Source organism: Micromonospora krabiensis (genome assembly GCF_900091425.1).
GTDB lineage: Bacteria > Actinomycetota > Actinomycetes > Mycobacteriales > Micromonosporaceae > Micromonospora > Micromonospora krabiensis.
Genome location: NZ_LT598496.1, coordinates 5,153,567 through 5,175,802, shown reverse-complemented (window position 1 = coordinate 5,175,802; position 22,236 = coordinate 5,153,567). Strand labels below are relative to the sequence as shown.

Below are 22,236 nucleotides of genomic sequence, written 5' to 3'. Positions count from 1 at the left end.
GCGCTCACGGCTTTCCCTCCCACTGCTGCGTCAACCGGTCGTGTGCGCCGACCGCCTCCACGAGGTGGCCCAGCCACCGGTCGTCGGCCGTCGGGTGGTCCTCCCGCCAGTGGCACCCGCGGGTCTCCTGGCGGGCGTACGCGGCGGCGACCAGCGTCGACGCCACGGTGAGCAGGTTCGTCGCCTCCCAGTCCGCCATCCGGGGGCGGCCCCGACCGGTGCCCAGCTCAGTCAGCACGCCGGCCGTCGCGGCGAGCGTCGCCGCCGACCGCAGCACCCCGGCACCCCGGGTCATCGCCCGTTGCAGCGCCGGTACGCCGTCCGCGGGCACGACCCAACCACTGCCACCGACCCAGGCGCCGGTCTCCGCCGGGCGGGCCTGCTCGGGCAGGCCGGCGGCGATGTCCTCGGCGATCCGGCGGGAGAAGACCAGCCCCTCCAGCAGGGAGTTGCTGGCCAGACGGTTGGCGCCGTGCACGCCCGTGCAGGCGACCTCGCCGCAGGCGTACAGGCCGGGGATCGACGTACGGCCGTACAGGTCGGTGCGGACACCGCCGGACGCGTAGTGAGCGGCCGGCGCCACCGGGATCAGGTCCGTGGCCGGGTCGACCCCGATGGCCAGGCAGGACGCCACGATGGTCGGGAAGCGCCCGGCCAGGAAGCTCCCGCCGAGGTGCCGGGCGTCGAGGTAGACGTGGTCCGCGCCGGTCGCGAGCAGCACCCGGTGGATGCCCTTGGCCACCACGTCCCGGGGCGCCAGCTCGGCGAGCTCGTGCTGGCCGACCATGAACCGCTTGCCGTCGGCGTCCACCAGGTGGGCGCCCTCCCCGCGCAGCGCCTCGGACACCAGCGGCTGCTGCGCGTGAGCCACGCCGGGCACCCGGGCGCGTTCCGGCACGATCAGCGCGGTCGGGTGGAACTGGACGAACTCCACGTCGGTCACCGCCGCGCCGGCCCGCATCGCCAGCGCCACCCCGTCGCCGGTGGAGACGGCGGGGTTGGTGGTGGCGGCGAAGACCTGACCCATGCCGCCGGTGGCCAGCACGACCGCCCGCGCCAGCAGCGCGCCGACGCCGTCCTCGCTGCCCTCGCCGAGCACGTGCAGCGTGAGCCCGCAGGCCGGGCCGAGCCCGCCCGGACCGTCACCGGGGGCGCGCAGCAGGTCCAGCACCAGGGCGTGCTCGATCAGCCGGATCCACGGGTCGCGGTGGACGGCCTCGTGCAGCGCACGCTGCACCTCGGCCCCGGTCGCGTCCCCGCCGGCGTGCACGATCCGGTCCGCCCGGTGGCCGCCCTCGCGGGTGAGCATCAGCGAGCCGTCCGGGTTGCGGTCGAACTCGGCGCCGAGCCGCATCAGCTCGCGCAGCCGGGTCGGCCCCTCCTCCACCAGCACGCGGACCGCCTCCGGGTCGCAGAGCCCCACGCCCGCGATCTCGGTGTCCGACGCGTGCGCCGCCGGCGTGTCCACCGGGTCGAGCACCGCGGCGATGCCGCCCTGCGCCCACCGGGTCGAGCCGTCATCGATGTTGACCTTGGTGACGACGGTGACGTGCAGGCCCGCCTCGCGCAGGTGCAGCGCCGCGGTGAGCCCGGCCACGCCGGAGCCGACCACGATCACGTCGGTGGTCTCCACCCAACCGGGCGCGGGCGCGGCCAGCAGACTGGGCAGGGCCGGCAGGTCGACGGTCGGTAGGTCCATGAGCACAGTCAACCGCGAACGACGCTCAGGCGAGATGCCGGGGGCGCGACGAGTGGTTTCGGCTACCTCGTCCCGCACCCGTTCGGGTGGCCGGGGGCCCGCCGCGTCGGCCGGGCACGGACGACGGGTGCCGGTGTCAACGCGTGCGTACGGGCAGGCCCGCCGGACCGGCGCCCTTGAGCGAGACGGTCACCGCCCGGTCGCTGAGCCACAGGTAGCAGCGCACTCCCCGGTCACCGGCCTGCCACCGACCGGCGCCGGGCGGGCGTACGACGACGCCGCTGCGGTAGCGCAGGTCCGCGTCGTCGGGTACGCCGACGTAGCGGCCCAGTACCGTCCGGCAGCCCGTGTAGAGCGGCACCCAGTCCGCGTCCCGGGTCGGGTAGGGGCCGTCCGGCGCCGCCCACACCCCGACGAACTCGGCGTCGTGCCGGGTCGCGCACTCCACCGGCAGCAGCGTCTGCACGCCGCCGCCCCGGCCGGAGCGGGTCTGCTGGCAGCCCAGCCGCAGCGGGGACGGGCCCTTCAGCGCGTCCCGCAGGCTGCCGGTGCGGGTCACCACGGTGGCGGCCGCCTCGACCGTGTTCACCTCCGACACGTCGCACCGGTACCAGCGGGAGCCGGCCGACCACCCGGCGCCGGACGGCAGGGCGATGGAGAGCCGCAGCCGCCCCGCCCGCCAGTTGTCGCCCAGGTACCCGCTGGCCCGCGCGTCGCACTCGGCGAACGCCCCGCGCATCGGGCCGGAGCCGCCGGCGGGCGGCGCGGCCGACTCCAATGGGAAGGCCCCCACGTGGACCGTCTCCACCCGGTGCGGCTGGGCACAGTCGACCGGCTGGTACGCGGCCAGCGTCACCACGTCGGCGAAGTCGCCCGCGTGGCACACCCCGGCGGCCGGCGTGAACGGCCCGGCCGCCGGCAGGGCCGGCCAGTCGTCGGTCAGGTCACCGTCACCGTCGCCCGCCCCGCAGCCGGCGAGGAGGGTCCCCACCGTGGCGACCACCAGCAACACGATCGACGAACGGCGCATCGCGGCCTCCCCCAGCCACCGCCCGCCTGTCGACGGGTGTGACAAGGGTAACGAAGAATGACCATCCCCTGACAGACCGCACGCCCCGCCCAGCCCTTCCCGCGCCCCGCCAGCCCTTCCCGCGATCGTGCACTTCCTGCCCGGACAAACCGGGACAAGAACCCCTCACCAGGGGCCGCAACTGCAAGATCGCAGGCTAGAAGACGGGTGGAGGATGGTGGGGTGGGTTAGTGGGTGGCGGCCGCCAGCGGGTTGGGGACGGGGGAGCCGGCAGTGCCGGGGGCCGCGTTCGCGGGGTCGGTGTTCAGGTCGACGATCCGGTTGTCCGCGTCCACGTGCACCACCCGCGGCCGGTACGCCCGCGCCTCGGCGTCGTCCATCTGCCCGTACGAGATCAGGATGACCAGGTCACCGGGGTGCACGAGGTGGGCGGCGGCACCGTTGATACCGATCACGCCGCTGCCCCGCTCGCCCGGGATCACGTACGTCTCCAGCCGCGCCCCGTTGGTGATGTCCACGATCGCCACCATCTCGCCGGGGAGCAGGTCGGCGGCGTCGAGCAGGTCCTGGTCCACCGTCACCGAGCCGACGTAGTGCAGGTCGGCCTGGGTCACGGTGGCGCGGTGGATCTTCGACTTGAGCATGGTTCGCAGCATCGGACTGTGCCTTTCGGGGTCGTGCGGAGGTCAGGGTCGGGGGGCGAGCACGATCGCCGTGTTGTCGATCAGGCGGGTGGCGCCGACCCAGGCCGCGACCAGCAACCGGGCGGGTCCGCTGACCGGTCCCGGCTCCAGGTCCGGGTCGGTGAGCACCAGGTAGTCCAGCTCGGCGCCCGGCGTACCGGCACCGAAGGCCCGGTGCGCGGCGGCCAGCACCGCAGCGGCGTCCTGCCCCTGCTCGGCGGCCTCCACACCGGCGCGCAGCGCCGCCGACAGGCTCAGCGCCGTGGCCCGCTCCGGCTCCGACAGGTAGCGGTTGCGGCTGGAGAGCGCCAGACCGTCCGGCTCGCGGACCGTCGGCACGCCGACCACCCGGACCGGCACGTCCAGGTCACGGGCCATCCGCCGGACCAGCGTCAACTGCTGGTAGTCCTTCTCGCCGAAGAACGCCAGGTCGGCACGGGTGAGCTGGAACAGCTTCAGCACCACGGTGAGCACCCCGTGGAAGAAGCCCGGCCGACTGTGCCCCTCCAGCTCCTCGCCGTGCGGACCCGGGTTGACCCGGACCAGCGGCTCACCACCCGGGTACATCTCCTCCCGGCCCGGCGCGAAGACCACGTCGGCACCGGCCCGCCGGCACACCTCAAGATCATCGGCGAGGGTACGCGGGTAGCGGTCGAAGTCCTCGTTCGGCCCGAACTGCAGCGGGTTCACGAAGATCGTCACCAGGACGTGGTCGGCCTGCTCCCGAGCGGCCCGCAGCAGCGTCTCGTGCCCCTCGTGCAGGGCACCCATGGTCATCACCACGCCGACCGTGCCGGTCAGCGCCGCGCGCGCCTTGGCCAGCTCCTCGCGGGTCGTCACCAACTCCATGCGGCCCCCACCTCCCGATCCGTCAGCGTGACCCGACCGGTGGGCATTCCCCGACCGGTCACGCCGCCACCTCCCGCTGGCTGTCGGCGAGCACGCCGAGCAGCGACGCGGCGTCGGCCGGGCGCAGCCGGCCGGCGGAGATCGCCCGGTCGGCGGTGCGCCGGGCGAGCGCCAGGTAGGGGGCGACCGACTCGGGCGCGATCGCGGCCAGATGGGCCAGGTGCCGCTCGACGGTGCCGGCGTCGCCCCGGGAGACCGGGCCGGTCAGGGCGTCGTCCCCGAGCCGCAGGGCGTTCTCCAGCGCGGCCCGCAGCAGCGGCGCGAGCACCTTCTCCGGCTGGGCCACCCCGGCGTCGCGCAGCCGGTCGGCCGCCTCGTTGACGAGGGTCACCAGGTGGTTCGCGCCGTGCGCCAGCGCCGCGTGGTAGAGCGGACGGTCCGCCTCGCCGATCCACTCCGGCACGCCGCCGAGGTCGGCGACCAGGCGGGCGGCCAACGGACGCAGCCCGGCCGGGGCGGTCACCCCGAACGAGATGCCGGCGAGCCGGCCGAGGTCGTCCGGCGTACCGGTGAAGGTCATCGCCGGGTGCAGGGCGAGCGGGCGGGCGCCGACCGCGGTGGCCGGGGCCAGCACGTCGAGTCCGTGCGCGCCGGAGGTGTGCGCGACCACCTGGCCCGGGCGCAGGACACCGCTGTCGGCCAGGGCGGTCACCACGCCGGCGAGCGCGTCGTCCGGCACGGCGATCAGCAGCAGGTCCGTCGCGGCCCGGGCCACCACGGTCACGGAACGCCGCGGGACGGCGGGCAGCAGCAGGGCGGTACGCGCACGGCTCGCCCCGGACCCGCCGGTGACGGCCACCACCCGGTGACCGGCGGCGGCGAGCGCGGCACCCAACACGGCGCCGACCCGGCCGGCGCCGATGACGCCGACGGTCAGGGTGCGGGGGAAGACGGCAGCCGGGGCATCCGGCAGGGCACGGCCCGTGGTGGCGGCGGCCCGTCGAGGGGCGGCCGGACGCGGGCGCAGCGGTGCGCTCATGGCAACGATCCAGTCCTCGAGAAGGGGTACCGGTCGATGGCAAGTATGCGCCCGGGCAACCCGATCGAAACACGGATGTGAAAACCTTCACCGCCCGGCGCGGGGCACGACCGTGACCCGGACCCGGCTGACCGTAGGGTCGGCACGGTGAGGGTTCCGCGGACGGACGAACCGACGCCGGTGCGCTGGCGGGACGCGATGGACCGCGCGCTCTACGGGCCGGGCGGCTTCTTCGTCTCCGCGGCCGGGCCGGCCGACCACTTCCGCACCAGCGTGCACGCCTCCCCCACCTTCGCCGACGCGCTGCTGCGCCTGATCGGGCAGGTCGACGCGGCCCTCGGCCAGCCGGATCGGTTGGACGTGGTGGACGTCGGCGCCGGTCGGGCGGAGCTGCTGCGCACGTTGGCCCAGGCCGCCGGCGAGCCGCTCGCCCGACGGCTGCGGTTCACCGCCGTGGAGCGGGCACCCCGACCGGACGGCCTGCCCCCCGGGATCGCCTGGGCGGACGAGATCCCGGACCGGATCACCGGTCTGCTCCTGGCCACCGAGTGGCTGGACAACGTGCCGCTCGACGTCGCCGTACCCGGTCCGGACGGCTGGCACTACGTGCTGGTCGACCCGGCGACCGGCGCCGAGACCGTCGGTGGACCGGTCGACGGCGCGGACGCCGACTGGCTGGCGACCTGGTGGTCGCCGCCCGACCGGGCGGACGGCGTACGCGCCGAGATCGGTCGCAGCCGGGACCTCGCCTGGGCCGGGGCGGTCGGCCGGATCGAGCGAGGGCTGGCGCTGGCCGTCGACTACGGGCACCTGCGGGACGGCCGACCGGTCGACGGGACGTTGACCGGGTACCGCAACGGTCGTCAGGTTCCGCCCGTGCCGGACGGGTCCCGCGACGTGACCGCCCACGTCGCCGTCGACTCGGTCGCCTCCGCCGGTGAGCGGGTCGCGCGGTGCGCGTACGCCCTCAGGTCGCAGCGGGAGGCACTGCGGGCGCTCGGGGCCGACGGCGGCCGACCGCCGCTCAGCCTGGCCGCCAGCGACCCGGCGGGGTACGTGCGGGCGCTGGCCGGGGCGTCGGCGGTGGCCGAGCTGACCGACCCGGCCGGGCTCGGCGGGCACTGGTGGCTGCGGCAACCGGTCGGCGTCGAGCCCGACCGGCTCGTGGCACGATGACGGGCATGACCACCGACGCCGGGGACCTCCGCGAGCTGACCGTCGGCACCGGGGCGGGCCTGGTGGCGGGCACCGGTGGGCAGCAGCTCGGCACGGACATGGTGCTCAACATCGGTCCGCAGCACCCGTCCACGCACGGCGTGCTCCGGCTGAAGCTCGTCCTCGACGGCGAGCGGGTGGTCTCCGCCGAGCCGATCGTCGGCTACATGCACCGGGGCGCGGAGAAACTGTTCGAGGTCCGCGACTACCGGCAGATCATCGTGCTGGCCAACCGGCACGACTGGCTGTCGGCGTTCTCCAACGAGCTGGGCGTGGTGCTCGCCGTGGAGCGGCTGATGGGCCTGGAGGTGCCGGAGCGGGCGACCTGGCTGCGGATGGCGCTCGCCGAGCTGAACCGGGTGCTCAACCACCTGATGTTCCTCGGCTCGTACCCGCTGGAGATCGGCGCGATCACCCCGATGTTCTACGCCTTCCGGGAGCGGGAGACGCTCCAGGCCGTCATGGAGGAGGTCTCGGGCGGCCGGATCCACTACATGTTCAACCGGGTCGGCGGGCTGAAGGAGGAGGTCCCGTCCGGGTGGACGGGCCGGGCCCGGGCGGCGATCGGCGAGGTACGCCGGCGGATGCCCGACCTCGACGACCTGATCCGGCGCAACGACATCTTCCTGGCCCGGACCGTCGGCGTGGGCGTGCTGCCGGCCGCCGACGCCGCCGCGTTCGGCGCGTCCGGGCCCGTCGCCCGGGCCTCCGGACTCGACCTGGACCTGCGTCGCGACGAGCCCTACCTGGCGTACGACGAACTGGACGTGCCGGTGGTCACCCGCACCGCCGGCGACTGTCACGCCCGGTTCGAGGTGCTGCTCGACCAGGTGTACGTCTCACTCGACCTCGCCGAGCGCTGCCTGGAACGGGTCGACCGGCTGACCGGACCGGTGAACACCCGGCTGCCGAAGGTGGTCAAGGCACCGGAGGGGCACACGTACGCCTGGACCGAGAACCCGCTCGGCATCAACGGCTACTACCTCGTCTCGCGCGGCGAGAAGACGCCGTGGCGGTTGAAGCTGCGCACCGCGTCGTACGCGAACGTGCAGGCCCTGGCCACCCTCCTGCCGGGCTGCCTGGTGCCGGACCTGATCGCCATCCTCGGCTCGATGTTCTTCGTGGTCGGCGACATCGACAAGTAGCGGCCGCCCGTCACACCTCTCGGGCTTGACCTCCCGTCTGGCGGTTCAGCGCCAGCGGGCGCCTCCGGCGCGGGGTGCGTCGTCCTGCGGCGGGTAGCCGTAGCGCTCCTCCTCGTGCCGGGCCCGGCGGCCCACGCTCTCCGGCTCGGCGTCGGCCGTCGACTGGTAGCCCCGCTGGCGCGGGGGGCGCCACTCGTCCGGCACCGGCACGCCGCCCGCCGGGAGCGCCGCGCGCTCCTCCGGCTCGGACCAACCGCCGCGCCAGCCCTCGCCACCACCCTGGTCGTAGTCCCGGCGTGGCTCGTCCCGCTCCCGGCGCGGCTCCTCGCGGCGGACCGAAGCCCACCGGTCGGCCATCCGGTACTCGGTGCCCGTGGCGTCGGCGTGCACCTCGGCCCGGCGCTCGCCGACCCGCAACTCCCGGCCGTTCTCGTCGTCCCGGACCGCCGCCCACCGGTCCCCGGAGCGCAGCTGCGCCCAGTACGCCCCGGTGTCGTCGGGCCGATGCGGCCGGTCCTGGCCGCCCCGCTCGGCGGGGGCGGCCCAGCCGTCTTCGCCCGACCCGGCCGGGTCGGTCCAGCTCGGCTGGTCGTCGGACCCGGACCACGACCGCTCGTCCCGACGCCCGTCCCAGGCCCGATCGTCACGCGCGCCGTCCCAGGCCCGGTCGTCGCGCTGCCGGTCGTCGCGCTGTCCCTCCCAGCCGGCCTCGTCGCGCCGGCGCGGCTGTCCCGCCCACTGGCGTTCGTCCCCCGGCCGGACACGTTCGTCCGACCCGGCGTACCCGGACCAGGAGCGCTCCTCCGCCCCGGCACCCGCGCCCGACCAGGCGGACTCGTCCTGACGCCCGGCCCCCCACTGCCGGTCGTCCGACGTGGGCGACCACGAGCCGGAGTACCCGACGCCGTAGCGGCCGCCGACCGGCTCGGCCGGTCCCCCGTCCACGATCGTGTGGCGGGTCGTCACGTGCACGGTCTCGGTGTGCCGAACCACGCCGCCGCGATGCCCCGGCTCCGGCCGGGCCTCGTGCTCAGCCGGACGGGCCGCGGCGCCGTAGACACCTGGCTGGACCGCAGCGCCGTATCCACCGGCCTGGGCAGCGCCCCCGTAGGTGCCGGACTGGGCCGGCGCGGGTCGATCACCGCCGTACCCGCCGGCCGGGGAGCGCTCCGCCCCGTACTCGCCGGCGGGCGGGCGCGCCGTGCCGTACTGGCCGGCCGGTGCACGCTCGGCGCCGTACCGGTCGGGCTGCGCCCGCCGGCCCGTGTCCTCGTCGTCCTCCCAGTCGGCCCGTCCGCGCCGGGGCGCCACGTCCTCCGGACCGGCCGCGCGGCCCCGGACCTGCGGCACGTCCTCCGCCGGGGCCGCGACGGGCACCCGCGCCCGGCCGGCACCGGCCGGGTCCTCTGCGCCGGCGAGGGCGGCACCGGTCGCGTCGAGCCGTCGGCGTACCGCGACGATCGCTTCCTGGGCGCGCTGGGCCTGGTCGAGCGCCTGGTTCCCGCGTTGGGCGGCGGCCACGATCTCGCCCCGCAGCTCCTGGCGGAGCTGGTCCATCTCGTCCAGCAACTCCTCGCGCGCCTGACCGCCGTCGCCGCCCGGGCGCAGCGCGATCGACAGGCCGATCAGGACCACGGCCACGATGGCGAGCACCGCAGCGAAGCGCAGCGGGCCGTTGCCGTCCGCTATCAGCAGGATCAACGCCGCCAGCGGGGCCAGCCCGACCCCGATCCAGAAGAGCACGGTCAGTAGCGCCGGACTGCGCTTGGCGTCGGAGTCGACCGAGGCGGGCATGGCTGTGCAGCCTACCGAGAGTTGCGGCCCGTGGGAACGGGCCCACGACGCGGCCGGCCGTCGGCGGCGCGTGGCCACCGGCGACCGGCCGGCGTCGAGGAGTCGGGCGTCACCGCCCGTGACGAATCAGCTGCTGGCGAGAGCACCGTCCGAGGAGAAGACCAGGCCGACGCTGGCGCTGCCGGTCTTCAACGCGTTCTTGGTCTGCGGGCCACCGGCGTCCAGCGAGCTGAACGAGCCGGCCTTGAAGTCGTAGACCTCGACGAGGCCGGCCTGGCACTTCGGCCGCTGCGGGCACTCCGGCGGGCCGGCCAGCACCGTGGCCTGGCCGGAGCACTTGCTGGCCAGGTCGGAGAGGGTACGCACCGAGTACTTGTCGGCGAACGCCTTGGTGACCGCGAAGGCGTTCTGGTCCTGCGCGGCGGACGGCTTGCCGAACGTGATGCCCACCTTGTCGCCGCTGGCACGCAGCGCGGTGACGGTCTTGTCGAGATCCGGGGAGGAGACCGGCTGCGCGTTCTGCCCGTTGGCCTTGGTGTTGAGGAACTCGGCCATGGTCGCCGCGTACTCCGGGACGACCTGGATCTCGCCCTTCTCCAGGGCCGGCTCGTAGAGCTCACGGCTGCCGATCTGCTGCACGCGGACCTGGTAGCCGGCCGTGGTGAGCGCGATCCGGTAGAGCTCGGCGATGGTCTGGCTCTCGCTGAAGTTCCCGGCGCCGACCACGATCTGCCCGCCCGGGCCCTTGGCGATGCCGGAGGTCAGGTTGTTGGCCGACGCGAACTCCTCGGCGGCCACCTTCGGGGTCTTGCGGTCGACGTCGACGGCCTTGTTGAGCTGGATCAGCTTGGGCGTGTCCAGCGCGGCCGAGACCTTGTCGAGGGCCGCGATCAGCTCGGGCTTCGCCACGCCGGCGTTGACCGCGGGGATGACGTTGTCGGTGTTCTGGAGCTTCTTGTCGTCGTCGAGGACCACCAGCTGGTCACCGGCGACCGGTGCGCAACCCGCACCGCTGGCGCCCTGCTGGGGGGCCTCGGTGCCGGAGGAACCGGCGTCGCCGCAGCCGGTCAGCAGCCCGGCGGTGGCGAGGGCGGCCGCCGCGCCGACGGCCAGCCGTGTACGTGCGCGCATGATGCCCGCCTTCCGTGTCCCGGCGCGGCCCGTCCCGGGCCGGCCGCGTGTCCGACGGGCGATCCCACTTCGGCTCGCCCGCGATGTCCCAGCCAACATCCTGCCCGCGGCGTACGACAACCTGGGGCGAACTTTGTCACCGGATCGTCATGGGTTGGGACGCGACGGGTGAAAGCGGTCAGCCGCCGGTCACGGCGTCGGCGGCCCGACGGTTCGCACCCCGGCGGGCGGCCCGCAGCGGACGGGGCGTGACGATCCGCTCGACCACCGCCAGGACGATCTCCACCAGCACGGCGAGCCCGGCCACCAGGAGACCACCGGCCAGGATCTGCCCGCCACCGGCGGCGATGTCCAACCCGAAGCCCGCCCGGATGATCTGGCCGAGGCCGCCGCCGTTGACGAACGAGGCGAGCGCCGCGGTGGCCACCACCTGCACGGCGGCCGTCCGGAAACCGGCCGCCAGGTAGGGCACCGCCAGCGGCAGCTCCACCCGGCGGAGCACCTGCCACCCGGAGAGCCCCATCCCGCGCGCGGCGTCCCGGGCCTCCGGGTCGGCCTGCCGCACCCCGGTGTACGCGTTGGCCAGCAACGGCGGCACCGCGAAGACCGCCAGCGCGACGATCACCGAGGGCCGGCCGAACCCGAGGAACGTCAGCGGGAGGATGGTCAGCAGGGCGAGCGTCGGCACGGCGAGCGTGACGTTCGACACCAGCACCACCAGGCCACCGCCCCGGCCGCTGTGCCCGAGCCAGAGCCCGATCGGCCAGGCCACGAGACAGCCGAGCGCCACCGCGGCGGCGGACAGCACCAGATGCTCACCGAGCCGGTCCAGCACACCGCCCGGGTTCGTCCAGTTCAGCGGGTCGTTGAGCCAGCGGACGGCCTGCTCGATGGCGTTCATGACGCTCTCCGGGCCAGCCAGGGGGTGAGCAGCCGGCCGACCCCGGCCAGGATCAGGTCCAGCAGCAGGGCGAGCAGGACGCAGAGCAGGGTCCCGGTCATGATCTCGGCCTTGTAGAAGTTGTTCTGGAACCCGGCGAAGATCAGTTGCCCGAGCCCGCCCCGGCCGACGACCACCCCGACGGTGACGAGCGCCACGGTGGAGACGGTGGCGAGCCGCAGCCCGGTGAGGATGCCGGGTACGGCGAGCGGCAGCTCGATCCGGAGGAGTCGCCCCCACCGGCCGTATCCCATGCCCTCGGCGGCTTCGCGGACCTCGGGTGGCACCTGGTTGAGGCCGGCGAGGGTGTTACGGACGATCACGAGCAGCGCGTAGAGCACCACCACGCTCAGCACCGTGACGGCGCCGATGCCCAGGTAGGGCGCGAGGAACGCGAAGAGGGCCAGCGACGGGATCGTGTAGAGGACCCCGGTGACCGCGACGATCGGGCCGGCGAGGGCCCGGTACCAGGTCGCCAGCACGGCCAGCGGCACCGCGATCACCGCCGCGATCAGCACGGCCCGGGCGGTCAGCGAGGCGTGCTCGCGCAGCGCCGCGAGGATCGTGTCAGAGTTGTCCCGCACGTACTGCCAGGAGAACCACGGGTTACCCGGGTCGGCCAGGTAGCTCAGGCGGAAGGACATACGTGGACGTTACCCCGGAGAGCTCCGGCGCCACCGGCCGCGCGGGCGCCGCACCGCACGCGGCGTCGATCACCCTGGAGGGGATCGGCAAGCGCTACCCGGACGGCACCGAGGCCGTACGCGGGCTCAGCCTCGACGTCGGCGCCGGCGAGCTGGTGGTGCTGATCGGGCCGTCCGGCTGCGGCAAGTCGACCGTGCTCCGGATGATCAACCGCTTGATCGAGCCGACGGCGGGTCGGATCCTGCTCGGCGACGAGGATGTCACCCGGGCCGACCCGGTGCGGCTGCGTCGCCGGATCGGCTACGTGATCCAGAACGTCGGGCTGTTCCCCCATCAGACGGTGCGGGCCAACGTCGCGACGGTCCCCCGGCTGCTCGGCTGGTCCCGGGACCGCACCCGGAAGCGGGTCGACGAGCTGCTGGAGCTCGTCGGTCTCGACCCCGGGCAGTTCGGGCAGCGCTACCCGCACGAGCTCTCCGGCGGCCAGCGGCAGCGGGTCGGTGTCGCCCGGGCGCTCGCCGCCGATCCGGTGGTGCTGCTGATGGACGAGCCGTTCTCGGCCGTCGACCCGATCGTCCGGACCCGGTTGCAGGAGGAGTTCCTGCGGTTGCAGGCCGAGGTACGCAAGACGATCGTGCTGGTCACCCACGACCTCGACGAGGCGGTCCGGCTCGGCGACCGGATCGCGGTGCTCTCCGAGGGCGGTCACCTGGAGCAGTACGCCCCGCCGGCGGCCCTGCTCGGCTCGCCGGCCACCCCGTTCGTCCGGGAGTTCGTCGGCGCCGACCGGGGCATCCGCCGGCTGGTGGTGACCCCGGTCCGGGCGGAGACGCTGGAGCCGGTGCCGGCCGACGGCGCCCCGGACGCGCCGACGGTGGCGCTGGGCGGCTCGGCGTACGACGCGCTGGCGGTGATGTTGACCTCGGCGGCCGACCGGGTGGTCGTCACCGACGGCGGACGACCGGTCGGGGTGCTCGGCCGGCAGCGCCTGCTGGACCTCGGCCGCGCGGACTGACCGTCAGGCCCGACCGCCGAGGCTGGCGGTGCCGATGACCCAGCCCGTGAGGAAGCCGTACCCGGCGCCGGCGCTCGCACTCTGCAACGCGTTGAGCAGGGACGGGTCGGGCCCGAGCAGCACCGCGAGCACCGCCGCGACGCCGGCGGCCAGCACGTACGCGGCCCAGCCGGAGAAGAACTGGCTGACCGGGCCGGGCACGCGCGCCACCTGGGCGGCGGGCAGCACGTAGAGCAGCGCCGCCGCGAGGACGACCAGCAGGATCGCCCGCAGGTCGGCCGCGAGCACCCCGCCCGGCCGGTCACCGCCGTCGAGCCGCCAGGCCGGCCAGGCGAGCAGCCGCAGGTACCAGCCGCCGGCCGCGTTCGGGTCGGTGTGGTTCTCGACCCAGCGGACGTACGCCGGGCTGCCGGACACGGCGACCAGGACGAGAACGGCGAGCGTGCCGGTGCCGGCCGCCGTGCCGTAGCGGCTGACCCGGCCGGTCCGGCTGGTCAGCGCCGTGATCCGGCCCAGACCCGACCGGGCGGCACCCGGCCGGCCGCGCCCCGTCCCGGTACGGCCACCGGACGATCGCGCGCCGGCCACTCAGTGCTTCATCAGGTAGTCGATGAAGGCGGCCCGCAGCAGCGGCGCGGACTCCTCGTAGCCGTGCCCGGTCAGCTCCCGCCAGAGCGCGGCGGCCTCGTCGACGGTCGGGCCGACCGAATTCAACGCGCCGTCCAGCGCGGCGGCCTCGTCCGCGTTCGGCAGGCGCTGCAGCACCGACCAGAAGAAGCCGACGTCGCGGCGTTCCCGGGCGAGTGCGAACGCCCGCTCCCGCAGCTCCTCGGTGGACAGCGCGTCCAACTCCTCGAACGAGTGGCCGCCGGTGGGGGTGGCAGGTGTCTCGGTCATGTCGCCGAGCCTAGCCGTCGAGATCACCGCCGGCCCGGTGGACGCGGCCCGGGTCAGCGCTCGTCGTCGTCCCACCGGCGCGGCTCGGCCTGCCAGTGGGGAGTCTGCCAGGGGTCGACCGGGCTCTGGGTGGACGGCGTCGACAGGGCCGGCCAGTCGTCCATCGGTCGTGGTCTCGGCATGGCCCAGCCGGTGCTGATCGCGCCGTCGCCGACCGGCTCCACGGGTTCGGTGGTGGTCACCGCGCCCGGTCGCCCGTACCGCTCGACGAGTCGGGTGACGAGCAGCCCGACGGCGAGCGCGACCCCGCCGACCGCCCAGTGGCTGATCGTCCAGTCGCGGGCCGGCGCGTACGCGAGGAAGGCCGACACCAGGGCGACTGCGAGCAGGGTGCCCAGGACCCCGCCGCGGCGGCCGTACGCGCTGGTCCCGGCGAGCAGCGCCACGCCCACGGCGAGCACCGTCCAGTCCAGTCCGGTGGTGGGTGCCACCGGGCCGGTGCCGTTCGCGGCGATGAGTACACCGCCCAGCATGGCCAGCACCGTCGAGCAGACCAGCGCGCCCGCCGTGACCACGCCGGCCACTGCGCCCCGGCGTAGGGCCGGGTCGCCGACCGGCCGGAACCGGCCGGCCAGCCGGCGGATGGCCCGGATGGCACCGAACAGCCCGCCGAGGACGGCGACCGCGGCGAAGCCGGCGGCGAGGTAGACGGCGTGCCGGCGCGGATCGAACTCGCCCTGCACCAGCACGGGGGCGGAGCGGCGTTCGATGTACACGATCACGGCCGCCGCGGCGCCGAGGCTGGCCGCCCACCCGGGCACGTGCAGGACCACCACGACCAGCCCCAGCAGCAGCCCACCGACCGCGGCCACGATGGCGGCGGGCAGCACCGCGGCGAGCACCCCGCCGTCGCTCTGCTCGGCGAAGTGCAGGCCGGCGGCGACCGCCACCGGGCCGATCGCCAGGTTGGGTGCGGCGGTGCGCAGGCTCAGCCCGGCGGCGAGGACCAGCAGACCGAGGGCGACGACGTCGACCAGCAGCGACCGCAGGGCCGCGCCGCGCAGCGCGTCCGGGTCCTCCCGCCACAGGAGCCAGGCCACGGCGGCCGCCCCGAGCAGCAGCACGATCTCCCAGCCGATGTGCACACCGATCCGGTCCCGGCCCGGCTCGCCGTGCGCGGGGTCGTCGAAGACGTTCTCGAGCACGGCGGCGGGCACCCCGGACGAGGGTTCGACCGTCCCGTCGCGGCCCGGTTGCTCGTACGCCATGACGCCGCCTCCCCTCGGCCGGTCGTCCAGCTCCGCCGCGCGGATGGACCGGCGCGGCCGTCGCTCCCCGATCGCAGGCACCGTACCCGCGCCGCGAGCCGCACGTAACCCCCTGCCTGCGCCGCCTACCGGAGGGGCATCGATCAGCGCTGACCCGGGCGGCTCTCCCGATCGTCGGGCTCGCGCTCGTCCTCGGGGCGCTCCGGCACCCGGCAGGACCGCTCGAGCCAGAGCGCGGCCGCCACGAGGGCCAGCGAGGCGAGCAGACCGCCGCCGGCGGGGGCCCGGTCCTCGGTCGCGGCCCGGGTGGACTCGACGAAGAGCCAGGCGGTGAGCCCGGCGTAGAAGCCGGCGAAGATCGCACCGACCAGCGACGACGCCTTGGCGAGCACCACGAACCGGGCGACCAGCAACGGGTTGACCGGGTCACGGCCCGGCCGGCGCTCGATCCGACCGCGGGTGTTGATCGCCGCGTAGCCCTCCAGCACCGCGAGCCCGGCCAGGGTGACCACCGGCAGCCAGGGCAGCCGGGGGATGCCGCTGTAGTAGAAGGTGCTGATCAGCAGCCAGGCCACCGCGGCGGCCGCCAGGGCGGCGACCACCAGGGTGGAGATCCGGGTCGGGCCCATCCGCGAGTCGTCCGGCCCCGTCCCGCCCGGCGGTGGGGACTTCGCCTGCGTCATGCCGATTGGCTCCGCTGGGTCATGCCGTCGACTCTATCGCCAGTTCCGGGCGGGGGCGCAGTTCCAGTGCGTCGGCCGCGACCGGGCCGTCGGTCAGCAGGTCGGTGAGCCAACCGTGGCCGGGCAGCCGACCGTACGGCTGGATGTCGATCCACGGCCGCAGCACGAACGCCCGCAGGTGGGCGCGGGGGTGCGGGAGGGTCAGTTCGGGATCGTCGCTGAGCACCGGCTCGTCGCCGTCCCACACCGCGACGACGTCGACGTCCAGGGTGCGCGGCCCGAACCGTCGCTCCGGGTCCCGGACCCGGCCGGCCGCGCGCTCCGCGGCCCACGCCCGCTCCAGCCAGTCGCGCGCGCTCGCGGTGGGATCCTCCGCGAGCAGCACGGCGTTGAGGTACTCGGGCTGGTCCGCGTCCCCCCACGGTGGAGTCTCGTACACGCCGGAGACCACCCGCACCGCGTCGCCGAGGGCGGTCACCGCGGAGCGCAGGTGGGCGAGCCGGTCGCCGAGGTTGCTGCCGAGGGAGAGGACGGCCCGGGTCATCGGCGCGTCCGGCTCATGGTGACGGCGACGTCGGTGAAGGTGTGCGGCACCGGCGCCTCCGGCTTGTGCACGGTCACCGTCGCGGTGACCACCCGTGGGTCGGCGAGGCAGACCGTGAGCAGCCGGTCGGCGAGCGTCTCGATCAGGTTGACCGGTTCCCCGGTGACCACCGCCACCAGGCGCTCGGCCAGCTCCCCGTAGTGGACGGTGTCCGCCACGTCGTCGGAGCGGGCGGCCGGGCCGAGGTCGAGTTCGAGCACCGCGTCGACGACGAAGTCCTGCCCCTGGACGCGTTCGAAGTCGTACACCCCGTGCCGGCCGTGCGCGCGCAGGCCGGTCAGCACGATCCGGTCGGTCATCGCTCCCCCTCCCGGCCGGGCCGCGGGCCGGGTCCGCCGGCCGCGGCGACGCCGGTCAGCAGGCGTGGACTGCCGGTCGCCCGCCAGACGGCCAGCGCGTCCGCCGTGGCGCGGACGTCGTGCACGCGTACGCCCCAGGCGCCCGCCGCCACCGCGAGCAGGCTGGTGGCGACGGTGGCCGCCTCCCGCTGCGCGGTCGGGCGCGGCGTGCCGTCCGGGCCGGCCAGCAGCGCGCCCAGGTACGACTTGCGGCTGGCGCCGAAGAGCAGCGGGTAACCGAGGTCGAGCAGCTCGGGCAGGCGGGCGCTGAGCTGCCAGTTGTGTGCGGCGGTCTTGGCGAAGCCGAGCCCCGGGTCGACGATGATCCGGTCGGCGGCGACACCGGCGCGCAGCGCCTCGTCGACGCGTCGGCCCAGCTCGGCGCGGACGTCGGCGACCACGTCGGTATAGGTCGCCAACTCGCGCATGCCGCGGGAGTGCCCCCGCCAGTGCATCAGCACCCAGGGGCAGCCGGCGTCGCGCACCACGCGGGCCATGTCCGGGTCGGCCAGCCCGCCGGAGACGTCGTTCACCACCACCGCCCCGGCGGCCAGCGCCGCCTCGGCGACCAGCGCCCGGCTGGTGTCGATGCTGATCGGCACACCGGCAGCGGACAGCTCGCGGATGACCGGGACGACCCGGGCCGCCTCGGTCTCGGCGTCGACCCGGTCGGCCCCCGGGCGGGTGGATTCGCCACCCACGTCGACCAGGTGCGCGCCGTCCGCGCGCAGTCGGACGCCGTGTCCGACGGCCGCATCGAGGTCGGCGTACCGTCCGCCGTCGGAGAAGGAGTCCGGCGTGACGTTGAGGACGCCCATCACCACCGGGGCCGGGGCCCGTACCAGATCGGTCACGACTAGACGGTACCGGTCGCCGCGGCGACCCCCGCCGGCCCGGGGGGAGCCTCCGGAGGCGCACCTGACATGCGGATTGGAACAGGTGTACGATCGGTCGCCCGGGCCGAAGCGGGCAGCCTCTTCGCGGCTTGTCGCATTCAGGGGCGGCCCGTACGCTTTGGAATTGCCCAGCATCGAGATGGCGAAGCCTGGAGGGAGGGCCGAAGCGGGAAAAATCCGGCCAAAGCTCACCACTCTCCGTGGTGAGTAACGAACGCAGGGTCAGCTCCGCTGCGCCCAGTGAGCACATTTCCCGCCAGGCTTGTCTACTGCACCGCCGCGGCGTCGCCGGCCGCGATTTGGGGAGGTTTCAGTGATCGCCATCGAGCTACTGGAGACGGCGTCGTCCAGCGCCGCCCACGCGCTCTCGACCCTGGCGTCGACTCCACTCGCCGAGCCGGCGCCGAGGGGCATCGACACCGAGGGTGTCGTCACCTTCTTCGCCAGCAAGATCGCGCCGATCCTCCTCGCCGTACTCGGCGTCATCTTCATCGGTCGGGCCAGCCGCGGCGAGATCTCCAAGGTGCTGACCAGCTCGGCCATCGCGATCGTCGGTCTCGCCTTCATCGCCGGCGCCGCGACACTGTTCTTCATCGGCGACTACCTGATCGACCTGATCTTCGAGTAGGCGCGGGCTCGACATGCGGCTGCGCACCGACGACGACATCTACCGGGCACGCCTGGTCTACCTCGGGCCGCCCGGCTACACCCTTCCCGTCCACCTGCCCTACGCCCAGTACGGGCTCTTCATGCTGCTCGTCCCCCTCTACATGTTCATCCACTGGCTGTTCACGTTGAAGGTGGAGCTCTTCCCCGCCTGGGAGATCGCGCTCGCCATCGTGACCACGTCGTTCATCTTCCGGTACGTCGATCCGGACCGGCCGGCGCGCATGGTGATCCGCACCGCGCTGACCGACTGGCGGCGCACCCGGGAGCCGGCCGCCGAGCAGCGCGATCCGCGCCTGGTCGGCAGCGGGATCAGGATCCGGGAGGAGCTGGCATGACCGGGCGTACGCCGATCGGGCGGTCGCACGACGCGGGTGAGGCGATCGCATGAGCCGCTCTTCCACGCCGGGTTCCCCGGCCGGCCGTCCAGCCGTGCCGGACAGTCACCGTGCGCGTTCATTCGATTACCCGGAGGCCGGGGAGGTGGACGAGGCCGCGCTGGATCCGGCGTACGCCACCTCGCCGGGGCACGGCGGGGTGGGCGTCTTCCAGGCCCCCCGACCGGTCCCCCGCCGGATTCCGACGGGCGAGCCACCGACGGTCCCGGAGAGTCCGGACATCGACTCCCCGTTCCTCGACCTCTTCGGCGGCGCACGACCGGCCCGCCCGGTCGCCCCGCCCCGCGAGCACGCGGCGATCCCCCAGCAGCCCGCCGCGGTGGAGCCGGCGCCCGCCGCCCCCGTCGCACACCCGACACCGCGACTTCCCGCCGCGCCGGCGGATCGCCGCGCGGCGGATCACCGCCCGGTGGACCGTGGCCCGGCAGTCCCGTCGATCCGGCCGCCGGCCGGCGACGAGACGGCGCCGGCCGCGCCGGCCCGGTCACGGGTGCCGCACCAGGCGGGCGACCGGTTGCCGGCGGTCCGCCCACCAACTGACGCGGAGCCACGGTCGGACCGGCCCACCGAGGTGCCGCACCCGCCCGAGCCGGAGCCGATTTCCCGACGGTCGCGAGGCGACCGGTCGGAGCGCGCGCCCGTGCCGTCGACCGGTCGTGAGGTGGCGACGCCCCGTGAACGCTCGGCCGGGCGGCGCAACCAACCGACCAAGCCGGTCCGGGTCCGCGCTCCGAAGATCAAATTCGGTGACCGTGACCCCTCGGTGGAGCTGGCGATCACCGAGATCGCCGGTCACCTCACCTTCACGCCCAACACGGTCACCGCCTGGTACTGGCTGCCCGAGGTGCGCTGGGCCTTCCGCCCCGACGCCGAACGCGAGGCGCTGCTCGCGGCGATCTCCGAGCAGTACGCCGGCCTCGCCGGCTTCCGCCTGCACCTGCGCCGCACCACCCGCCCCTTCCCGGCCGACGAGTGGGCCCGGACCATCGACGCCCACACCGTCGCCCCGCTGCCCGACGTGCCCGGCACGCCGAGCTGGGGCGACCACCTGGTCGCCGCCCAGCGGCACCTGATGTCGATCAACCACGCCGAGGGCCAGACCTACCTCGGGGTCACCTTCGCCCGCCGGTCGCTCGGCGACTCGCTCACCGAGCGCGTGCTCCGCACCTTCGGCCGGGGAGTCGCCGAGGGCGAACGCCGCCGGCTCGGCCGGACCGTGGAGCAGTTCGACGAGGTGCTGGGCGCGTTCGGCATGCGCGGGCGTCGGGTCACCGCGCAGGAGTTGGAGTGGCTGCTCTACCGCTCGGTGGCGCTCTGCATGGCGCCGCCCGGCGCGCTGTCGCCGGTGACCAACGGGCGCTGGGAGCGAGGCGACCTGCTCGCCCTCACCGAACAGGTCGAGCGCTACCGCACCCCCTACGGCTCGACGGTCAAGCTGGTCAACCGGATGACCGGCGAGGAGCGGCACGTCGCCGTGCTGGCCGTGGGCCGGATGGAGCCGTTGGAGATCCCCGAGCGGCACGAGCCCTGGCTGCACTTCCACGAGCGCCTGCCGTGGCCGATGGAGCTGTCGACCCGGGTGGACATCCTCGGTTCGGGCGACTCGTTCCGCAACCTCGAACACCGGCTCCGCATGATCCGCTCCCAGCAGCTCGACTACGCCGAGCACGGCATCGACGCCCCGCCGGAGCTGGAGCGGCTCGCCAAGCGCGCGTTGGTCATCGGTGACGAGATGACCACCGGTCTCCCCGTCGACTCGGCCCGCGCGCACGGCTGGCACCGGATCGCGGTCGGCGGCCGCACCCGCGAAGAGTGCATGGAGCGGGCCCGCCGGCTCATCCAGCTCTACTCCCGCGAGTTGCGAATCTCCCTGCAGCACCCGAAGAACCAGGACTGGCTGGCCCGCGAGTTCATCCCGGGCGAGCCCATCGCCAACACCGGCTACGTCCGCCGGATGCCGGTGCCGCTGCTGGCCGCCGCGCTGCCGCAGGCCGCCTCCACCGTCGGCGACCGACGCGGCGACCTGATCGGGCGTACGGCCGGCACCTGCCGCCGGCCCGTCTTCCTCGACCTGCACTACCCGATGGAGGTCCGCGAACGCTCCGGCCTCGCCGTCTTCGTCGCCGAGCCGGGCGGCGGCAAGTCCACCCTGCTCGGTGCCCTGGGCTACCTGGCCGCCCGGCGAGGCGTCCAGGTGACCCTCCTCGACCCGTCCGGTCCGCTGGCCCGGTTGTGCGCGATGCCCGAGCTGCGCCCCTACTCCCGGGTGCTCAACCTGACCGGTTCGGAGCACGGCACCCTCGCCCCGTACGCGCTGATCCCGACGCCGCTGCGCAGCGAGTTCGCCCCCGGCGCCGCCGGTGACCGGGAGTTCGAGATCGCGGTCTCCAACGCTCGGGCCGAGCGACGCATGCTGGTGCAGGACATCTGCATGATGCTCGTGCCGCCGCAGGTGGCCCGGGAGGCGTCCACGGCCACCCTGTTCCGGCACGCCGTCCGCCAGGTGCCCGCCGAGGAGACGTCCACCCTGGACGACGTGGTCACCACGCTGGGTCAACTCGACGACGACAGCGGCAAGGAGCTGGCGAACCTGCTGCTCGACACCGCCGAGATGCCGCTGGCGATGCTCTTCTTCGGGCGCCCACCCGAGGGGCTGCTCGGCCCGGACGCCGCGCTCACCGTGATAACCATGGCCGGCCTCCGGCTCCCCGACCTCAAGATCGAACGCGAGTACTGGTCCGCCGAGGAGGCCCTCGCCCTGCCGATGCTGCACACCGCGCACCGGCTAGCCGTGCGCCGCTGCTACGGCGGGTCCATGTCGTCACGCAAGCTCGTCGGCCTGGACGAGGCCCACTTCATGGAGGGCTGGCGCTCCGGGCGCTCCTTCCTCGTCCGGCTCGCCCGGGACTCCCGCAAGTGGAACCTCGCCGCGCTGGTCGCCTCGCAGAACCCCCGCGACATCCTCGGCCTCGACGTGCAGAACCTCGTCTCCACCGTCTTCGTCGGACGGATCGCGGAGGACACCGAGATCGCCTCCGAGGCTTTGCGGCTGCTACGCGTCCCCGTCAACGACGGCTACGAGGCCACACTGGCCTCGCTGTCGACGGCCGACACCTCGTCGGCTGCCCGACTCGGCTTCCGTGAGTTCGTGATGCGGGACGTCGACGGGCGGGTGCAGAAGGTCCGGGTGGACGTGTCGTACGTCGACGGGCTGCTGGAACACCTCGACACCACGCCCGCCGCGATCGCCGCGGCGGCCGGGGTGCTGCCGAGCGTCCCCCTGCCGGATCTGGAGGCGTGA

Annotated in this window: 22 protein-coding genes; 6 read left to right on the top strand and 16 right to left on the bottom strand. The window is 74.5% G+C overall.

What is annotated here, in order from left to right; genetic code table 11:
• Positions 1-4 precede the first annotated feature (4 nt).
• From GA0070620_RS23720 to GA0070620_RS23700, 5 genes are all read right to left on the bottom strand, one after another.
• Positions 5-1,699 carry an L-aspartate oxidase gene (locus GA0070620_RS23720; RefSeq protein ID WP_091594349.1) on the bottom strand — a complete coding sequence of 565 codons (1,695 nt, stop codon included), beginning with the start codon at positions 1,697-1,699 and terminating at the stop codon, positions 5-7.
• A gap of 136 nt (positions 1,700-1,835) precedes the next feature.
• The gene (locus GA0070620_RS23715) at positions 1,836-2,729 is read right to left on the bottom strand and encodes a septum formation family protein (protein WP_091594347.1); all 894 of its coding nucleotides are present in this window, start codon (positions 2,727-2,729) and stop codon (positions 1,836-1,838) included.
• Between the two features lie 227 nt (positions 2,730-2,956).
• Positions 2,957-3,385 carry an aspartate 1-decarboxylase gene (gene panD / locus GA0070620_RS23710; RefSeq protein WP_091594345.1) on the bottom strand — a complete coding sequence of 143 codons (429 nt, stop codon included), beginning with the start codon at positions 3,383-3,385 and terminating at the stop codon, positions 2,957-2,959.
• Between the two features lie 30 nt (positions 3,386-3,415).
• Positions 3,416-4,261, bottom strand: coding sequence for a pantoate--beta-alanine ligase (panC, locus tag GA0070620_RS23705; protein ID WP_091594343.1), 846 nt, complete (start codon positions 4,259-4,261; stop codon positions 3,416-3,418).
• A gap of 58 nt (positions 4,262-4,319) precedes the next feature.
• On the bottom strand, positions 4,320-5,300 hold the full coding sequence (locus GA0070620_RS23700; protein WP_091594341.1) for a Rossmann-like and DUF2520 domain-containing protein: 981 nt from the start codon (positions 5,298-5,300) through the stop codon (positions 4,320-4,322).
• 198 nt (positions 5,301-5,498) lie between these two features.
• On the opposite strand from GA0070620_RS23700, the gene GA0070620_RS23695 reads away from it, so the two are divergent.
• Positions 5,499-6,476, top strand: a complete 978-nt coding sequence (locus tag GA0070620_RS23695) for an SAM-dependent methyltransferase (protein ID WP_091599271.1) — start codon at positions 5,499-5,501, stop codon at positions 6,474-6,476.
• Positions 6,473-7,660 carry an NADH-quinone oxidoreductase subunit D gene (locus GA0070620_RS23690; RefSeq protein WP_172836489.1) on the top strand — a complete coding sequence of 396 codons (1,188 nt, stop codon included), beginning with the start codon at positions 6,473-6,475 and terminating at the stop codon, positions 7,658-7,660. The genes GA0070620_RS23695 and GA0070620_RS23690 overlap by 4 nt, the downstream gene beginning before the upstream one ends.
• Before the next feature lie 45 nt (positions 7,661-7,705).
• Here GA0070620_RS23690 and GA0070620_RS23685 read toward each other — a convergent pair whose 3' ends face one another.
• The 4 genes from GA0070620_RS23685 to GA0070620_RS23670 all read right to left on the bottom strand — a co-directional run bounded on the left by GA0070620_RS23685 (position 7,706) and on the right by GA0070620_RS23670 (position 12,169).
• Positions 7,706-9,454, bottom strand: coding sequence for a hypothetical protein (locus GA0070620_RS23685; protein WP_091594337.1), 1,749 nt, complete (start codon positions 9,452-9,454; stop codon positions 7,706-7,708).
• 126 nt (positions 9,455-9,580) lie between these two features.
• Positions 9,581-10,585: a glycine betaine ABC transporter substrate-binding protein gene (locus GA0070620_RS23680; protein ID WP_091594335.1), complete on the bottom strand. Its 1,005-nt coding sequence runs from the start codon at positions 10,583-10,585 to the stop codon at positions 9,581-9,583.
• A gap of 178 nt (positions 10,586-10,763) precedes the next feature.
• The gene (locus tag GA0070620_RS23675) at positions 10,764-11,486 is read right to left on the bottom strand and encodes an ABC transporter permease (protein WP_091594333.1); all 723 of its coding nucleotides are present in this window, start codon (positions 11,484-11,486) and stop codon (positions 10,764-10,766) included.
• On the bottom strand, positions 11,483-12,169 hold the full coding sequence (locus GA0070620_RS23670) for an ABC transporter permease (RefSeq protein ID WP_091594331.1): 687 nt from the start codon (positions 12,167-12,169) through the stop codon (positions 11,483-11,485). The genes GA0070620_RS23675 and GA0070620_RS23670 overlap by 4 nt, the downstream gene beginning before the upstream one ends.
• A 2-nt stretch (positions 12,170-12,171) precedes the next feature.
• Between GA0070620_RS23670 and GA0070620_RS23665 the strand changes: the two genes are divergently transcribed.
• A complete protein-coding gene (locus tag GA0070620_RS23665; protein WP_091594329.1) occupies positions 12,172-13,185 on the top strand; it encodes an ABC transporter ATP-binding protein in 1,014 nt (337 codons plus the stop codon).
• A gap of 3 nt (positions 13,186-13,188) precedes the next feature.
• Here GA0070620_RS23665 and GA0070620_RS23660 read toward each other — a convergent pair whose 3' ends face one another.
• The 7 genes from GA0070620_RS23660 to folP form a co-directional block, all read right to left on the bottom strand.
• Positions 13,189-13,692: a hypothetical protein gene (locus tag GA0070620_RS23660; protein WP_091599268.1), complete on the bottom strand. Its 504-nt coding sequence runs from the start codon at positions 13,690-13,692 to the stop codon at positions 13,189-13,191.
• Between the two features lie 81 nt (positions 13,693-13,773).
• Complete coding sequence (locus GA0070620_RS23655; protein WP_091594327.1) at positions 13,774-14,082, bottom strand: hypothetical protein; 309 nt, start codon at positions 14,080-14,082, stop codon at positions 13,774-13,776.
• A 53-nt stretch (positions 14,083-14,135) separates the two neighbouring features.
• A complete protein-coding gene (locus tag GA0070620_RS23650) occupies positions 14,136-15,350 on the bottom strand; it encodes an ABC transporter permease (RefSeq protein WP_091594325.1) in 1,215 nt (404 codons plus the stop codon).
• A gap of 143 nt (positions 15,351-15,493) precedes the next feature.
• Positions 15,494-16,033 carry a DUF3180 domain-containing protein gene (locus GA0070620_RS23645; RefSeq protein ID WP_091594323.1) on the bottom strand — a complete coding sequence of 180 codons (540 nt, stop codon included), beginning with the start codon at positions 16,031-16,033 and terminating at the stop codon, positions 15,494-15,496.
• Between the two features lie 19 nt (positions 16,034-16,052).
• Positions 16,053-16,577, bottom strand: coding sequence for a 2-amino-4-hydroxy-6-hydroxymethyldihydropteridine diphosphokinase (gene folK / locus GA0070620_RS23640; RefSeq protein ID WP_091594321.1), 525 nt, complete (start codon positions 16,575-16,577; stop codon positions 16,053-16,055).
• Positions 16,574-16,936 carry a dihydroneopterin aldolase gene (gene folB, locus GA0070620_RS23635; RefSeq protein WP_091594319.1) on the bottom strand — a complete coding sequence of 121 codons (363 nt, stop codon included), beginning with the start codon at positions 16,934-16,936 and terminating at the stop codon, positions 16,574-16,576. The genes folK and folB overlap by 4 nt, the downstream gene beginning before the upstream one ends.
• The gene (gene folP / locus GA0070620_RS23630) at positions 16,933-17,829 is read right to left on the bottom strand and encodes a dihydropteroate synthase (protein ID WP_091594317.1); all 897 of its coding nucleotides are present in this window, start codon (positions 17,827-17,829) and stop codon (positions 16,933-16,935) included. Before folP ends, folB begins: the two co-directional genes overlap by 4 nt.
• A gap of 355 nt (positions 17,830-18,184) precedes the next feature.
• Here folP and GA0070620_RS23625 point away from each other — a divergent pair, with 355 nt between their 5' ends.
• From GA0070620_RS23625 to GA0070620_RS23615, 3 genes are read left to right on the top strand one after another with little or no spacing between them, the layout of a single operon-like run.
• Positions 18,185-18,499 carry a hypothetical protein gene (locus GA0070620_RS23625; RefSeq protein WP_091594305.1) on the top strand — a complete coding sequence of 105 codons (315 nt, stop codon included), beginning with the start codon at positions 18,185-18,187 and terminating at the stop codon, positions 18,497-18,499.
• A 13-nt stretch (positions 18,500-18,512) separates the two neighbouring features.
• The gene (locus GA0070620_RS23620) at positions 18,513-18,875 is read left to right on the top strand and encodes a hypothetical protein (protein ID WP_091594303.1); all 363 of its coding nucleotides are present in this window, start codon (positions 18,513-18,515) and stop codon (positions 18,873-18,875) included.
• Between the two features lie 49 nt (positions 18,876-18,924).
• Positions 18,925-22,236: an ATP-binding protein gene (locus GA0070620_RS23615; protein WP_091594302.1), complete on the top strand. Its 3,312-nt coding sequence runs from the start codon at positions 18,925-18,927 to the stop codon at positions 22,234-22,236.